Source organism: Kribbella sp. NBC_01484 (genome assembly GCF_036227145.1).
GTDB lineage: Bacteria > Actinomycetota > Actinomycetes > Propionibacteriales > Kribbellaceae > Kribbella.
Genome location: NZ_CP109437.1, coordinates 6312517 through 6328286 on the forward strand (window position 1 = coordinate 6312517; position 15770 = coordinate 6328286).

13 protein-coding genes are annotated in these 15770 nt (G+C 67.3%); 9 read left to right on the forward strand and 4 right to left on the reverse strand.

Annotated elements, in window-relative coordinates; all coding sequences use genetic code 11:
- Positions 1-68 precede the first annotated feature (68 nt).
- From OG555_RS30755 to OG555_RS30770, 4 genes are read left to right on the forward strand one after another with little or no spacing between them, the layout of a single operon-like run.
- Positions 69-1385, forward strand: a complete 1317-nt coding sequence (locus tag OG555_RS30755) for a branched-chain amino acid ABC transporter permease (protein ID WP_329476044.1) — start codon at positions 69-71, stop codon at positions 1383-1385.
- Positions 1382-3094 (forward strand): ABC transporter permease subunit, encoded by a 1713-nt coding sequence (locus tag OG555_RS30760; RefSeq protein ID WP_329476045.1) that lies wholly within the window; start codon positions 1382-1384, stop codon positions 3092-3094. The genes OG555_RS30755 and OG555_RS30760 overlap by 4 nt, the downstream gene beginning before the upstream one ends.
- On the forward strand, positions 3091-3972 hold the full coding sequence (locus OG555_RS30765; RefSeq protein ID WP_329476046.1) for an ABC transporter ATP-binding protein: 882 nt from the start codon (positions 3091-3093) through the stop codon (positions 3970-3972). Before OG555_RS30760 ends, OG555_RS30765 begins: the two co-directional genes overlap by 4 nt.
- Positions 3969-4685 carry an ABC transporter ATP-binding protein gene (locus OG555_RS30770; protein WP_329476047.1) on the forward strand — a complete coding sequence of 239 codons (717 nt, stop codon included), beginning with the start codon at positions 3969-3971 and terminating at the stop codon, positions 4683-4685. Before OG555_RS30765 ends, OG555_RS30770 begins: the two co-directional genes overlap by 4 nt.
- 44 nt (positions 4686-4729) lie before the next feature.
- Here the strand turns inward: OG555_RS30770 and OG555_RS30775 are convergent, their stop codons facing one another.
- Positions 4730-5470, reverse strand: a complete 741-nt coding sequence (locus OG555_RS30775) for a DUF554 domain-containing protein (protein WP_329476048.1) — start codon at positions 5468-5470, stop codon at positions 4730-4732.
- Positions 5471-5597: 127 nt separating this feature from the next.
- Here OG555_RS30775 and OG555_RS30780 point away from each other — a divergent pair, with 127 nt between their 5' ends.
- Positions 5598-6239 carry a GNAT family N-acetyltransferase gene (locus OG555_RS30780; protein WP_329476049.1) on the forward strand — a complete coding sequence of 214 codons (642 nt, stop codon included), beginning with the start codon at positions 5598-5600 and terminating at the stop codon, positions 6237-6239.
- On the opposite strand, the gene OG555_RS30785 is transcribed toward OG555_RS30780, so the two are convergent.
- The gene (locus OG555_RS30785; protein WP_329476050.1) at positions 6202-6621 is read right to left on the reverse strand and encodes a hotdog fold thioesterase; all 420 of its coding nucleotides are present in this window, start codon (positions 6619-6621) and stop codon (positions 6202-6204) included. The genes OG555_RS30780 and OG555_RS30785 overlap by 38 nt on opposite strands.
- Before the next feature lie 119 nt (positions 6622-6740).
- Between OG555_RS30785 and polA the strand changes: the two genes are divergently transcribed.
- Complete coding sequence (polA, locus tag OG555_RS30790; RefSeq protein ID WP_329484902.1) at positions 6741-9443, forward strand: DNA polymerase I; 2703 nt, start codon at positions 6741-6743, stop codon at positions 9441-9443.
- 614 nt (positions 9444-10057) lie between these two features.
- Here the strand turns inward: polA and OG555_RS30795 are convergent.
- Entirely contained in the window at positions 10058-10537 is a 480-nt protein-coding gene (locus tag OG555_RS30795) for an NUDIX hydrolase (RefSeq protein WP_329476051.1), read from the reverse strand.
- 436 nt (positions 10538-10973) lie between these two features.
- Here OG555_RS30795 and OG555_RS30800 point away from each other — a divergent pair, with 436 nt between their 5' ends.
- Genes OG555_RS30800 through OG555_RS30810 form a run of 3 tightly spaced genes read left to right on the forward strand, consistent with a single transcriptional unit; the run spans position 10974 to position 14463 of the window.
- The gene (locus OG555_RS30800; protein ID WP_329476052.1) at positions 10974-12536 is read left to right on the forward strand and encodes an extracellular solute-binding protein; all 1563 of its coding nucleotides are present in this window, start codon (positions 10974-10976) and stop codon (positions 12534-12536) included.
- Positions 12533-13471 (forward strand): carbohydrate ABC transporter permease, encoded by a 939-nt coding sequence (locus OG555_RS30805; RefSeq protein ID WP_329476053.1) that lies wholly within the window; start codon positions 12533-12535, stop codon positions 13469-13471. The genes OG555_RS30800 and OG555_RS30805 overlap by 4 nt, the downstream gene beginning before the upstream one ends.
- Complete coding sequence (locus OG555_RS30810) at positions 13468-14463, forward strand: ABC transporter permease (RefSeq protein ID WP_329476054.1); 996 nt, start codon at positions 13468-13470, stop codon at positions 14461-14463. The genes OG555_RS30805 and OG555_RS30810 overlap by 4 nt, the downstream gene beginning before the upstream one ends.
- Before the next feature lie 22 nt (positions 14464-14485).
- On the opposite strand, the gene OG555_RS30815 is transcribed toward OG555_RS30810, so the two are convergent.
- The gene (locus tag OG555_RS30815) at positions 14486-15739 is read right to left on the reverse strand and encodes a lipopolysaccharide biosynthesis protein (RefSeq protein WP_329476055.1); all 1254 of its coding nucleotides are present in this window, start codon (positions 15737-15739) and stop codon (positions 14486-14488) included.
- Between the last annotated feature and the right edge of the window lie 31 nt (positions 15740-15770).

The following is a 15770-nucleotide window of genomic DNA, read 5'->3' on the forward strand; positions in this document are numbered from 1 at the left end:
ACCACGGGGGTGGGAGCGATCCTCCCACCCCCGTGGTGTGTCATAGCTGAGGTAGATGGGAGGTCGACGTGGACCAGTTCTTCCAGCAACTCGTGAACGGGCTCACCCTGGGGTCGCTGTACGCCCTGATCGCGGTCGGTTACACCGTCGTCTACGGCATCGTGCAGCTGATCAACTTCGCCCACGGCGAGGTCTTCATGATCGGTGCGTTCGGCGCACTGACGACGTACCTGTTGTTCTTCGACGGCAAGACCAACCTCTGGATCCTGCCGATCATGATCATTGGCGCCATCTTCGCCTCGGTCGGCACGGCCGTGGCGATGGAACGTGTCGCGTACCGTCCCCTGCGGAACGCGCCACGACTCGCACCGCTGATCACCGCGATCGGCATCTCGGTCTTCCTGCAGGAGTTCGTCCGGCTGTTCTACGAGCGCCCGGGCTGGACGTTGTTCGCCTTCGCCGGCATGGCGCTGGGCATCGGCTACTACGTCGGCACGCGGGTGTCGAAGGCCGAGCTGAACCACCCGGTGACCAAGTGGTACGACCGTGCCGCGCTGATCGGCGCCGTGGTCGGCCCCGTCGCCGTCTGGGCAGTGGTACGGCAGATCAACAACGACCTGACCGCCGTGCTGGTGGTGGGCGTGGTCATCGTGGGCGCGATCGTCGGCACGGCGATCGGCTGGCTGGCCGGTCTGGCCGCACGACGGAGGGCGCGCACGGAGATCAAGATCCCGGCGATCGCGGCGTCCGCGGCCACCGCAGCCGTCGCCGCGGTGGTGGGCTGGGTGCTCTTCGAGAAGCTCATCAACAGCATCACCTGGCCGAGCGCCAAGCAGCGTATCCCGTTCCCGCAGATCGATGTGGTGACCGGAACGGCGATCGAGATCGGCGGCGTGACGATCCAGCGGTCCGCGATCTTCACCATGGGCGCGCTGGCGATCTGCGCCATCCTGCTGTGGTTCTTCATCAACCGGACCCGGCTCGGCCGCGGTATGCAGGCCGTGTCGCAGGACCCGGACACAGCCCGGCTGATGGGTATCAACGTGGACCGGATCATCGTGGTCGCGTTCGCACTCGGCGCCGTACTCGCGGCTATCGCGGGTGTGTCGCAGGGCCTGCAGAACAACAACATCGACTTCCGGATGGGCTTCCTCGCAGGTCTGAAGGCGTTCACCGCCGCCGTCCTCGGTGGTATCGGCAACATCTACGGCGCCGTCGTCGGTGGTCTGGTGCTCGGTGTCATCGAGGCGATGGCGACGCAGTACATTCCGGGCCAGTTCGGTGGTAGCACCTGGAAGGACGTCTGGGCCTTCGTGATCCTGATTCTGGTATTGGTGTTCAGGCCGCAGGGCCTGCTCGGCGCGAGGGTGGTGGACCGGGCATGACCGATGTGAAGACGCCTCCGGCGGAGCCAGGGACTACGGCTCAGCCGCACGCCAACCGGTTCGCCTGGCCGTTGGGCCTGGCCGGTGTGGTGCTGGTCGTCGTGGGCTCGTTCCTGTCGTGGAGCTACGACAGCACGATCCTGGGCGACCTGTCGATCAACTTCTACCCGGGTGGCCTGCAGATCCTGGCGATCATCCTCGCCTTGCTCGCGCTGGTCCTGCTGCTGGCCGAGAAGGGCCCGCTGACGAAGCTGGGCGTGTGGCTCGACGCCACGGCCGGTCTCCGGGCACTGGGCTTCACTCTGACGCTGTACATGCTGCTGGTCCTGATCGCGATCTCGGTCGACTCCGACGGCTTGATCAACGTGAACCCCGGCGCGTACATCTCGTTCGTCGGTGCCGTGCTGATCCTGGTCAGCGCCTGGATGCTGCCGTTGCGGCAGTTGCGCGACATGAGCCAGGCCAAGCTGCCGGCCTGGGTCGAGATCCTCGCGATCGCGCTGCTGATGGCCGGCGTGCTGTTCCTCGCGGCGTACGCGCTCGGGTTGGAGGACGCCTGGTCGTTCATCCTTTGCCTGGTGTTCATCGCCGCGGTCGTGGCCGTACTGTTCCGGACCGGGGCAATGTCCTGGGTCGGCCATGCCTCGCAGCGGCAGCGCAAGGTGCTGACGCTGTCGGCGGTCGTGGTCGCGTTCCTGTTCCCCTTCACCCAGGGTGGCTCGGACGCGAACATGTCGATCGCCACCCAGGTGCTGGTCTTCGCGGCGACCGCGATGGGCCTGAACATCGTGGTCGGTCTGGCCGGCCTGCTCGACCTCGGGTACATCGCGTTCCTCGGATGCGGCGCCTACGTGGCCGCCACCATGTCGACGTCGGCGTTCGCGACCATCGGGTGGAAGCCTCCGTTCCTGGTCGTGATGCTGATCGGCGCCAGTGTCGCGGCGACCCTGGGTCTGATCATCGGCACGCCGACACTGCGGGTCTCGGGTGACTACCTCGCCATCGTGACCCTCGGCTTCGGTGAGATCTTCCGGTTCTCGATGTTCAACCTGGACGGCAACAACGGCCCGAACCTGACCAACGGCCCGAACGGTGTCCCCGGCATCCCGGACCTGGAGATCGGCGGCTTCAATTTCGGCGACGTGCACACGGTCGCGGGGATCGAGCTGGGCCGGTTCTCGAACTACTACTTCCTGCTGCTGGTGCTGACCGGCTTCGTCATCCTCGTCTTCTCGCGGCTGAACAACAGCCGGATCGGCCGTGGTTGGGTGGCGATCCGGGAGGACGAGAAGGCGGCCGAGGCGATGGGCGTGAACACGTTCGGGCTGAAGCTGCTCGCGTTCGCGACCGGTGCCTTCCTGGCCGGCCTGGCCGGCACCATCAAGGCCCATCAGGACGGCGCGGTCAGCCCGGACCAGTTCATCTTCCTGGAGTCGGCGTTCCTGCTCGCCGCGATCGTGCTCGGCGGTATGGGCACCATCGCCGGTGTGTTGCTGGGGGCAACGATCCTGAAGCTGCTGCCGGAGAAGCTGCGGTTCTTCTCGGAGTACCGGCTGCTGCTGTTCGGCCTGCTGCTGGTGCTGATGATGCGGTTCCGCCCGGAGGGTCTGGTCGCGAACAGACGCCGCCAGTTGGAGTTCCACGAAGAGGACGAGCAGCTGGCCGTCGAGATCGACGAAGAGCACCTGTTCGTCGAGGAGGCGAAATGACCGTCACCGAAACGACCCCGGCACCGGCCCGGGCGTCCGGCGCCGCGGTGCTGGAAGCCACCGGCGTGACCATGCGGTTCGGTGGTCTGCTGGCGGTCAACGACGTCAACCTGACCGTTCGCGAAGGTGAGATCGTCGGCCTGATCGGCCCGAACGGGGCCGGCAAGACGACCTTCTTCAACTGCCTCACCGGCCTCTACAAGCCGACCAGCGGCCAGGTCCGGTTCGCCGGTACGCCGCTGCCACCGAAGCCGCGGGCGGTCGTCAAGGCCGGGATGGCGCGGACGTTCCAGAACATCCGGCTGTTCGCCAACATGACCGCGCTGGAGAACGTGATGGTCGGCCGGTACTGCCGGACCAGCTCCGGCGCGCTCACCTCGGTCCTGCGCGGGCCGAAGTTCCGCCGCGAGGAGGCTGCCACCATCGCCCGGGCCCAGGAGCTCCTCGACTTCGTCGGCCTCGGCAAGTCCACCGACCACCTGGCCCGGAACATGCCGTACGGCGACCAGCGCCGGCTCGAGATCGCGCGAGCGCTGGCCACCGACCCGAAACTCGTCCTGCTGGACGAGCCGACGGCCGGTATGAACCCGCTGGAGACGCGGCAGGCCAGTGACCTGATCTTCAAGATCCGGGACTCGGGCCTGTCGGTCGTGGTGATCGAGCACGACATGCGGTTTATCTTCAACCTCTGCGACCGGGTGCTCTGCCTGGTCCGCGGCGAGGCGCTGATCGAGGGCACGCCGCAGGAGGTGCAGTCCGACCCGCGGGTGATCGAGGCCTACATCGGCACCGGCGAGCAGGACGACGAGGAGGAGGCCGAGGACGTCGTGCCGCAGCCGCCGCAGGATGTCGTCGACGGCGGGGAGGACGAACAATGACCGCGATGCTCGAGGTCCGCGACCTGGAAGTTGCCTACGGCAAGATCGTCGCGGTGAAGAAGATCAGCTTCAGCGTGGAGCAGGGGCAGGTGGTGTCGCTGATCGGCACCAACGGCGCCGGCAAGACCACCACGCTGCGGACGATCTCGGGCCTGCTCCGGCCGACGTCGGGCGAGATCCTGTTCCAGGGCGAGCGGATCGAGCAGGTGGCGGCGCACGACATCGTGGCGCGCGGGCTGGCGCATTCGCCGGAAGGGCGGCGGATCTTCCCCCGGCTGTCGGTCGAGGAGAACCTGCTGCTCGGCGCGTTCGCCCGGAAGGACCCGGCGGGGGTGCGCACCGATCTGGACGCGGCGTACGACCTGTTCCCGATCCTGGGGGAGCGGCGCAAGCAGCCGGCCGGGACGTTCTCCGGTGGTGAGCAGCAGATGCTGGCGATGGGCCGGGCGATGATGAGCCGGCCGAAGCTGCTGATGCTGGACGAGCCGTCGATGGGGCTGTCGCCGATCATGATGAAGCGGATCATGTCGACGGTCACCGAACTGCAGCAGCAGGGCACCACGATCCTGCTGGTCGAGCAGAACGCGCAGGCGGCGCTGAAGCGGGCCGACTACGGCTACGTGCTGGAGGTCGGCAAGATCGTGCTGTCCGGCTCCGGCCGCGACCTGCTGGTCAACGACGAGGTCCGCAAGGCCTACCTCGGCGAGGACTGACTCCGTTGCTCTGAGCCCCCTGGTGCGACACAGCACCAGGGGGCTCAGTCGCGGATGACAACCAGCAGTTGCACAAGCAGGGGAGCAACGATCAGCGCCGGCAGCAGATCGGCCACCGCGACCTGCTTGAGCTTCAGCAGCCTCAGTGCGACACCGATCAGCATCACCCCACCAGTGGCCCCCAGTGCGGTCACGTGCGCCTCCGGGAGTACGTCGCCCAGTACGGCACCGACGGCGGTCACCGAGCCCTGGACGACCAGCACCACCAGCGCGGACGCGGCCACGCCCCAGCCGAACGACGCGGCGAACGCGATCGAGGTGAAACCGTCCAGAACCGCCTTCAGGTACAACTGATCCGCGCCGCGGCCCAGCCCGTCGGACAAGGACCCCAGGAACGTCAGCGGCCCGACACAGAACACCATCGACGCCGAAACGAAGCCCTCGACGAAGGTGCTCTGCCCCTCACCCCGGTCGAACCGCTGCTGGATCCACGCGCCGAAACCCTCCAGCCGCAGCTCGATCCGCAGCAGCGAACCGGCGATCCCGCCGATCAGCATCGCGCCGAGCACGATCAGTACCGGAGCGCTGTCGCCGACGGCTTCACTGAGGACGTGATCGCTGACCGCGAGCGCCCCCGAGATCGCGATCACCAGCGTGACCAGGCCGATCGCATCGGTGACCAGATCGCGGGTCCGGTGACTCAGGCGGTGGCCGATGAGTACGCCGAGTACCGACCCGACGAGCACCGTCGCGACGTTCACCACGGTGCCGATTCCGATGAACAAAACTGTCTCCGATCACCCCGTGCGGCGCTGCTTTTGCAAGTGACCTCCGAGGGCCTACTGTTGCGCGAGGACGAGCGTAACCGCCGTCTCCGTTCACCTCGGGGGTGGACCAGACCAGGAGGTCGCTGTGGCAGCAGCCATCGAGGTGCGGGACGCCCGGCGGGGTGACGCCGATGCCCTCGTCGCGTTGTGGCGCGAGCTGGCCGGCGCCGGCGCGCATCCGTCCCGGTTGCCCGCGACGCCGTCCGCGGCCGCCGTCGAGGTTGCCGTCAGCAAGCACCTGGACGATCCGTTCGGCCGGCTGCTGGTGGGCGAGCTGGACGGGGAGGTGCACGGCATGGCCTACCTGCGCCGGACCCCGGTCACCCCGCTGCACGATGACCAGACGGTGGCGATCGAGTACCTGCACGTCAGCGACGCCGCCCGTCGGCACGGACTCGGCAAGGCGCTGATCGCGGAAGCGGTCGCCTGGGCCGAGTACGAGTGCTGTGCACACCTGGCCGTGGTCGCGCCCGCGATCGCTCGCGAGGCGAACAGGTTCCTCGCGCGGCTGGGTCTCGGTCAGGCCGGCGTACTGCGGTTCGCGACCACGCACACGGTGCGCCGCCGGCTCGCCGCCGAGCACGCGCCGAACCTGCTCGCCTTGCTTTCGTCGCGACGGTCCGCGATCGCCCGCCGTGCCCAGCTCGGCCGCCCGCTGCCGGTCGACGGGCCGGCGCTGGGCACCGACGTCAGCTACCCGGCGGAGCCTGAATCAGCTGGCACGTGATCCGCGCGGTGCAGACCCGCTTGGCGCGGTCGTCGGTGATGACCACTTCGTACGACGTCGTGGTCCGGCCGAGGTAGATCGGAGTGGCGACCCCGGTCACGGTCCCTTCGCGGACCGCGCGGTGGTGGGTGGCGTTGATGTCGACACCGACCGCGACCTTGCCGTAGCCGGCCGCGTGCAGCGCGGATCCGATGGAGCCGAGGCTTTCCGCCAGTACGCAGGAAGCGCCGCCGTGCAGCAGTCCGTACGGCTGGGTGTTTCCCTTGACCGGCATCGTCGCCATCACCCTGTCCGGGGTCGCTTCGCTGACAACGATTCCCATCAGCTGCAGCAGGGTGCCCTCCATGCCCATGCCCGGCCCGAGGTCTATTCGATCAGTCACAGAGGCAGACTACGCGGGTGTGCGGGAACTGCCTGTCCGGGGCGGAGGGGCGGGGAAGGAAAAGTGTCCGTGGGAACCACTAGAGTCGGTGTGTGGCTCCAGAAACCGACACCTCGACGATGACCAAGGACACCCCGCAGGCCGGCGCCGGCCGCCCGCGGATCCTGCTGCTGGACGGGCACTCGCTGGCGTACCGGGCGTTCTACGCGCTCCCGGTGGAGAACTTCTCCACCACCACCGGGCAGCACACCAACGCGGTGTACGGGTTCACCTCGATGCTGATCAACATGCTCCGCGACGAGCAGCCGACGCACATCTGCGTCGCGTTCGACGTGTCCCGCAAGACCTTCCGCTCCGAGCAGTACGCGGAGTACAAGGCGGGCCGGTCGAAGTCGCCGGACGAGTTCAAGGGGCAGGTCTCGCTGGTCAAGGAGGTGCTGGAGGCGCTCCGGATCCCGACCACCGAGATCGACGGCTGGGAGGCCGACGACGTCATCGCCACCCTCGCCACACAGGCCGCCGAGCAGGGCTTCGAGGTGCTGATCAGCAGCGGTGACCGGGACGCGTTCCAGCTGGTCAGCGACGACGTCACGGTGCTGTACCCGAAGCGTGGCGTGTCCGAGATCGCCCGGATGGACCCGGCGGCGGTCGAGGACAAGTACGGCGTGACCCCGCGGCTCTACCCGGATCTCGCGGCGCTGGTGGGGGAGCAGAGCGACAACCTGCCCGGTGTGCCCGGGGTCGGGCCGAAGACCGCGGCCAAGTGGCTGAACCAGTTCGGCTCGCTGAACGACGTGGTCGACCGGGTCAACGAGATCAAGGGCAAGGCCGGCGAGTCGCTGCGTGAGCACCTCGCCGACGTGATCCGGAACCGGCAGATCAACGAGCTGGTCCGCGACCTGACCCTGGACGTCACGGTCGACGACCTGGTCCGCACGCCGTGGGACCGGGACAAGGTGCACACGCTGTTCGACAGCCTCGAGTTCCGGGTGCTGCGCGAGCGGCTGGTGGCCGAGCACGAGGAGGTCGACGCGACCGTCGACCACGGGTTCGAGTTGGACGGTGTGCAGCTCAAGCCGGGCGAGGTGGCCGGCTGGCTCAAGGAGCACGTCAGCGCCGGCGAGCGCGTCGGCGTGGCGGTGCAGGGCAGCTGGGGCCGCGGCACCGGCGAGATCACCGGCCTGGCGCTGGCGAACACCTCCGGCGCGGCGGCCTGGTTCGACCCGATCGCACTGACGCCGGACGACGACGCGGCCTGGCAGGCCTGGCTCGCCGACCCGAAGCAGCCGAAGGCGCTGCACGACGCGAAGGGCCCGCTGCTCGGTTTCCTCGAGCGTGGCTGGACGCTGGCCGGCCTGAGCTCGGACACCCAGCTGAGCGCGTATCTGGCCCGCCCGGACCAGCGCTCGTACGACCTCGCCGACCTGACCGTGCGCTACCTCAAGCGCGAGCTGCGCAACGAGGAGGCCGAGAACGGTCAGCTCAGCTTCGACGACATCGAGGGCGGCCCGGCCGCGGACCACACGATGCTGCGTGCCCGGGCGATCGCCGACCTGGCCGACACGCTGGACGCCGAGCTCGAGAAGCAGGCCGGCACGGCGCTGCTCGCGGACGTCGAGTTGCCGCTGATCGACGTGATCGCCGGGATGGAGCGCGACGGGATCGCGGTCGACCGTCCGTATCTGGAGGAGCTCGAGGAGCGGTTCGCCACCGGAGTCCGGGAGGCCGCGACGGCGGCGTACGAGGTGATCGGCAAGGAGATCAATCTCGGGTCGCCGAAGCAGCTGCAGGTGGTGCTGTTCGACGAGCTGCAGATGCCGAAGACCAAGCGGACCAAGACGGGATACACCACCGACGCGGACTCGCTGCAGGCGCTGTTCGAGAAGACCGAGCACCCGTTCCTGGCCTACCTGCTCGCACACCGCGACGCGACCCGGCTGCGGCAGACCGTCGAGGGGCTGCTGAAGACGATCAGCCCGAAGGACGCCCGGATCCACACCACGTTCAACCAGACGATCGCGGCGACCGGACGGCTCAGCTCGACCGACCCGAACCTGCAGAACATCCCGATCCGGACCGAGGAGGGCCGCCGGATTCGGCAGGCGTTCATCGTCGGCGAGGGCAACGAGGCGCTGATGTCGGCGGACTACAGCCAGATCGAGATGCGGATCATGGCGCACGTGTCCGAGGACGAGGGGCTGATCTCGGCGTTCAACTCGGGCATGGACTTCCACTCGGTGACGGCGTCGCGGGTCTTCTCGGTCGAGCCGTCCGAGGTGACGCAGGAGATGCGGGCCAAGATCAAGGCGATGAACTACGGGCTCGCGTACGGCCTGTCGGCGTACGGGCTGAGCCAGCAGCTGAAGATCGGCGTGGACGAGGCGCGCGGTCTGATGGACGAGTACTTCGAGCGGTTCGGCGGCGTCCGGGACTACCTGCGGTCGATCGTCATCGACGCCGGCAAGAGCGGGTACACCGAGACGATCCTGGGCCGTCGGCGGTACCTGCCGGACCTCACCAGCGACAACCGTCAGCGCCGTGAGATGGCCGAGCGGATGGCGCTGAACGCCCCGATCCAGGGCTCGGCCGCGGACGTGATCAAGATGGCGATGCTGAAGGTCGACGCGTCACTGCGCGAGTCCGGCCTGAAGTCGCGGATGCTCCTGCAGGTCCACGACGAGCTCGTCTTCGAGATCGCCCCCGGCGAGCGCGAGGCGCTCGAGGAACTGGTCCGCCGCGACATGGGCCACGCGGTCGAGATGACCGTCCCCCTCGATGTCTCCGTGGGCATCGGCCGCACCTGGCACGAGGCCGCGCACTAGCGGGCGGCCTCCTCCAGCCCGGAGGTACGCATGCCCGCAGGACAGTTGCCGGGGGCGTAAACAGGAACTGGTGTGCCGAGGCAGGCTATTTCGGCTCTCCTGTCGTTCCTGTGGGTCTCGGCCCCGCCGGGCTTTGTGCACCGATCAAGCACCGAGCCGGTGGGCGGGGATTTCGGGCCGGAGCAGGGGGCTAGGGCAAAAGTGTCGGGGCCTGGGACAAGGTGTCGGGACCTGGGACAAGTCATGAGTTGTCCGAGGCCCCGACCTGGTGTCCGCGCCCCGGCCCGCCCAACGGCACCCCGGGATAGTGGACCGGATGTCCGGACGCGTGCTGGGTTGTCTGCGGGTGTCGGCCACAGCAGAGACATCGACTTTGTGCACCAGTTCAGTACGCGGAGGGCCGGCGCCGTGCGGATCTGGTGCACAAAGTGGCCGACCAAGGCGGCCGCGCGGGGTAGCGAGGCGGGGCTGTCGGGCAGCCGGGCGGGTGGAGTGGCGGCGGCCAGCGACCGGGCTGGCGTAGTGGTGTCCGCTGGGATGGGTTGTTCCCCGGGGGGACCCACGGTAACGGCAGGACAGCCGTTGTTTCGTGTCTCAGGCAGCCGGGAGGTGTCTCAGCCCCCGACTCCCGGTAGTAGCGGCAGCGGGTTGGGGGAGAGGGCGTTGGCGATCGACTCGTGCTCGCGGGAGGTAAGCGGGGGCAGGTCGGCCAACGGCCACCAGCGGACCTCGAGGGACTCGTCGTCGTTGACGCGGGGCTCGCCGCGTAGCGGGCGGCAGCGGAAGCAGAGTTCGAGGTACTGGACCTGGTCGCCGTTGGGGTAGCTGGCCGGCGGCAGTGCCGTGACGCTGACCAGGCGCTCGACGGCGACGTCGACCGCGGTCTCCTCGTGGATCTCGCGGGCCAGGCCGTGGGCCGGCTGCTCGCCCGGTTCGAGGATGCCGGCAACCAGGCTCCAGCGCCCGTTGTCGGCGCGCCGGACGAGCAGGATCTCCGCGCGGTCGTTCAGGACCACACCCGTGATGCCGGTGAGCCAGAGCAGGTCATGCCCGATCTTCTCGCGCAGTTCGAGGATGAACTTCGGGGTCGTCATGCGCAGCACCCTATCGAGCCGCTGCCCGGACTTACTTTCCGCAAGAAAGGTGTCCGATTGACAGCAAGTGGAAAGCGTTTGCACGCAAGATGCGGACAGTGAGCGACTGATTCCGGTCGGTTGCCGTCGAGGTCTTCCGCACCGTCTTTTTCTCTGTCATCCTCCCGGGCAAGATCCGAGATCCTATCGGATATTGCTCTCGGATATTTCGTGTCGTTCCGACCCCGCCGCCTTGGAGGAACCCCATGCCGAACTTCGATGCCCGGAGCACCGGACTCAGCCGTCGATCACTCATCGCGGGGGCACTCGGACTGACCGCCGCGACAGCCGGCGGCGGTCTGCTCAGTGCCTGAGTAGTTCGAGCAGCGCCGGCGGTGCTGCCGCCGGGGCCGGCCAGGCCGCGCCCAGCGTCACCCTCGGCCCGAAGCTGACCACGGTGCAGTACCCGGAGGGGTACGTCGGACCGGTCGCCCGGGAGCTGAAGCCGATCACCAGCGAGAAGGTCACCTTCAAGATCGTCGTACCGCAGGACGTGACGATCGGCGACTGGAAGACCAACGCCTTCACCAAGTGGCTGGAGCAGAAGACCAACATCCACATCGAGTGGAACCAGGTCGGCGGGACCGACGACGACATCATGACCAAGGTGAACGCGATGATCGCGGCCGGCGACATCCCGGACGCGTTCATGGGTGTGCACTTCACCCGCTCCCAGCTGTACCTGTACGGCCAGCAGGGACTGTTCACCGACGTCGGCCAGTACATCGACGGGTACGCGCTGAACCTGCAGCAGGCGATGAAGGACTACCCGGACACCCGCAAGCTGGTGCAGGCGCCGGACAAGAAGATCTACTCGTTCCCGAACATCAACGACTGCTACCACTGCCGGGCCAGCAACAGCCGGACGTTCCTCAACACCGACTGGATCAAGCAGGTCGGCCTGGACGTCCCGAAGACCACCGACGAGTTCCGCGAGGTGCTGCGCGCCTTCAAGAAGGCCGACCTCGGCGGCAACGGCCGGACCATTCCGTTCGCCGGCTACAAGGACGCGCCGCTCGACACGTTCTTCATGAACTCCTTCCTCTACAACCCCGGCGACCCGTGGCTGGTCGTCAACGACGGCAAGGTCGACGTCACCTTCGACAAGGACGAGTGGCGCGAGGGCCTGAAGTACATCCACGGCCTGTACGCCGAGGGCCTGATCAACAAGGACGTGTTCACCGCCGACCAGGACCAGATGGACCGGTACGGCAAGGCGCCGGGCAAGCCGATCATCGGCGGCGCCCGGTCCTACTACTGGGGTGGCTTCCTCGACATCGACCAGAAGGACCCGAACGCACGCTGGCGCAAGTACCTGGCCATCCCGCCGCTGGAGGGACCGAACAAGGTCCGGTACGCCGCCTGGAACTATCTCGGTGTGGGTGTCGAGGTGGCCAAGCTCGTCATCACCAAGAAGTGCGCCAAGCCGGAGCTGCTGGTCCAGTGGGCCGACGCGCAAATGGAGCTCGAGGCGGTCCTGCGCGGCTACGGCGGCCCGAAGTTCGAGTGGGCCAAGAAGGGCGACCTCGGGATCAACGGCAAGCAGGCCGTGTACGGCTTCTCGGCGACCTGGAACACCGAGAAGAACATCAGCTGGAGCCAGGACAACACGATGTACCGGTCCCAGGACTTCCGGCTCGCCGAGCGGGTGAACCCCGCCGACCTGACGTTCGAGAAGCCGCTCTACCAGCAGACCGTCGACAACTACTTCCCGTACAAGCAGCCGCAGGAGATGCAGTTCCCGCCGGTCACCCTGGACCAGGACCAGGCCGCGCAGGAGTCGGAGCTGAAGACGAACCTGGAGACCGAGGTCAACCAGTCGCTCGCGCGGTTCGTCACCGGTCAGCTCGACCCGAACGACGACGGCGCGTGGAACGACTTCAAGGACCGGGTCGGCAAGATCGGCGTGAAGCCGTACCTGGACCTCCAGCAGGCTGCCTACGAGACCTACAACGCATGAGCGCGGCCGGTACGCTGCCGCCGGACGAGCGGCGGCTCGCGGTGGGGGCGTCGATCCAGGACACCCGTGGCGACAAGATCGCGTCGGCCTGCATCTACACCGCGCTCGGACTGTTCTGCCTCGCCGTCCTCTACCCGTTGATCTACGTGCTCAGCGCCTCGGTGAGCAACACCGAGAAGGTGGCCTCCGGTGAGGTCTGGCTGTGGCCGGTCGGGTTCACCCTGGACGCGTACAAGGCGATCTTCGACTACGACTCGATTGTCAGTGGCTTCGGCAACTCCGTGTACTACGCGGTCGTCGGGGCTGTGGTGGCCACGGTCCTCACGCTGCTGGCGGCGTACCCGCTGTCGCGGAAGGGGCTGCCGGGCAAGGGCCTGATCATGGCGGCGTTCGTGTTCACGATGATGTTCAGCGGTGGGCTGATCCCGACGTACCTGGTGGTGGACAAGCTCGGCCTGCTGAACACGCGGTGGGCGATCATCCTGCCGGCCGCGCTGGCGGTCTGGAACGTGATCATCACCCGGACCTATTTCATGGTGACGATCCCGGAGGAGCTGGTCGAGGCCGGGAAGGTGGACGGCTGCAGCGACTTCGGGTTCTTCTGGCGGATCGTGCTGCCGCTGAGCAAGCCGATCATCGCGGTGAACCTGCTCTTCTACGCGGTCGGGCAGTGGAACTCGTTCTTCAACGCGCTGATCTACCTGACCAACGAGCACCTGTTCCCGTTGCAGGTGATCCTGCGGCAGATCCTGATCCAGTCGAGGATCGACCCGTCCCAGATGCCCGACACCAGCAAGCTGATCCAGCTGAAGGAGCTGCAGCAGCAGCTGAAGTACTCGCTGATCGTGATCGGGATGATCCCGCCGCTGCTGGTCTACCCCTTCGTCCAGAAGCACTTCGTCAAGGGAGCCATGATCGGCTCCCTGAAGGGATGAGCATGGTCACCTCCACCGAAGCACAAGCGCGCTCGTCGGTCCGGACGGCGGCTCACAAGCGCACGCGTACGGCGAGGTCCGCGGTCGGACTGGGGTTGCGGATGCGCCGGAACTGGCAGCTGTACGCGATGCTGGCGCTGCCGCTGATCTGGCTGGCGATCTTCGCCTACTGGCCGATGTACGGCGTGATCATCGCGTTCAAGGACTACAACGTGGTGTCCGGGATCTGGGGCAGCCCGTGGGTCGGGACCAAGCACTTCCACCGGTTCGTGGAGTCGTACCAGTTCTGGCGGCTGATCAAGAACACCGTGTACCTGCACGTCTACGAACTGGTGGCCACGTTCCCGCTGCCGATCATCCTCGCGCTCTGCCTGAACACGATCCGGAAGAAGTGGTTCAGCCGGTCGGCGCAGCTGATCACCTACGCGCCGCACTTCATCTCCACGGTGGTCGTGGTCGGGCTGGTCGTCGTACTGACGAACCCGAACACCGGGGTGGCGAACAAGTTCCTCGGGCTGTTCGGCTTCGGGCCGGTCGACATCATGGGCGACTCCGGGATGTTCCGGCACATCTATGTGTGGTCGGGGGCGTGGCAGACGATGGGGTTCGCCGCGATCATCTATCTGGCCGCGCTGACCAGCGTGCCGCCGGAACTGCACGAGGCGGCGATTGTCGACGGGGCATCCCGGGTGCGGCGGATGTGGCACATCGACCTGCCGGCGATCGTGCCGGTGGCGGTGATCCTGCTGATCCTGAACATCGGCTCGATCCTGTCGGTCGGGTTCGAGAAGGTGCTGCTGATGCAGAACAACCTCAATCTCGACACCGCGGAAGTGATCGACACCTACGTTTACAAGATCGGTCTGGCCTCGGCGGTGCCGCAGTTCAGCTATGCGACGGCAATCGGGTTATTCCGCTCCGTCATCGGACTGGTGCTGCTCGTGCTGGCGAACACCTTCGCCCGCCGGTTCGCGCGGTCTAGCCTTTGGTAAAGAGCGGCCAGCCTCTGGTGAGCTAAGTGCTGGCCTGGCGATGGAGTCCTGTCGCCAGCACGGCCGACAGCAGCAGCGCGCAGGTGCTGGTCATCGCGACCAGCACCTTCACGCCGTTGAGCCCGGTGGCGATGCCGGTGCCGAGCACGATCCCGGCCGCGACCGCGAGTACGGCGAGGCCGACCCAGATCACCACGGCGGCACGCTTCTCCTGCTGCGCGATCGCCGCGTACACGACCAGTTGCAGTACGGCGTATGCCGAGCCGGAGACCGCGAACAGCCACGTGTACGGACCGAGTGGCGCATACTTCTCCTCGCCGCCGATGATCGCGACGATCAAGTCGGGCAGCACGAGGGTGCCGATGACGGCGCAGACGCCGAGCCCGGCAACGGCGGCGATCGCCTGGCGTAGCCGCCGGGTGTCGCCGGGGGAGCTGGCGAGTGACGGGAACACGATCACGATGACGAACTGCGGCAGGAACAGACAGGCCTTCGACACGATCAGCCCGGCCGCGTAGTACCCGCTGTCCCTGCCGTCCAGTAACGCACGCGCGAACAGCACGTCCGCGTTGGCGATCGCGAAGAACGCCAGCAGGGTGTGCGTGCCGTGCATCGTCTCCCGCAGTACCGCCTTCATCTCCGCGGCGGTAGCGCCGGCCGATCCCCGGAGCAGGAAGCCACCCAGCAGCGGAGGTACGGCGGCGCCGAGAGCGAGACCGATCATCGCCGAGTCGAGTGATGGGTGCACGAGCAGTGCACCACCACCGAGCACGAGGCGGCCGACGCCGACAGCGGTGTAGACGGCCGCCAACTCGGTCCAGCGCTGGCTGCCTTGGAGGACACCGAGCTGTGAGCCCATCAGCGTCAGGAAGCCGAGGGTGGGAGCGAGCAGCAGGACCGCGACCACGGAGTCGATGTGCAACATCCACATGAACAGGGGCGTCGCCACCAGACACACCGCGGTGAGTCCGACAGCCGCACGGCGACCCGCCTTGAGCATGGTGTCGGCCAAGCCCGCGGCGCTGTCCCCGCTGTGAGTGGCGAGGCGGCGGGCGCCGGTAGCCTGCAGACCGAGCGAGGCGACGTTGCCGATCAGCAGCAGGCCGAGCAGCGCGGTCATGGCGCCGAACTGCTCGGGCACCAGCGTGTGCGTCCCGATCAGTGTGAAACCGTAGGCGGCTACGTTCATGATGGCCATGCCGACGGCAACGACCGTGGCACTGCGCAGGAATGCCAACCGTCTGGGCTCTTGCTCCGGAGTGGTGTCTGAACTCATGCTCTACTGCCTCAGGGCATTGGGTGGGGAG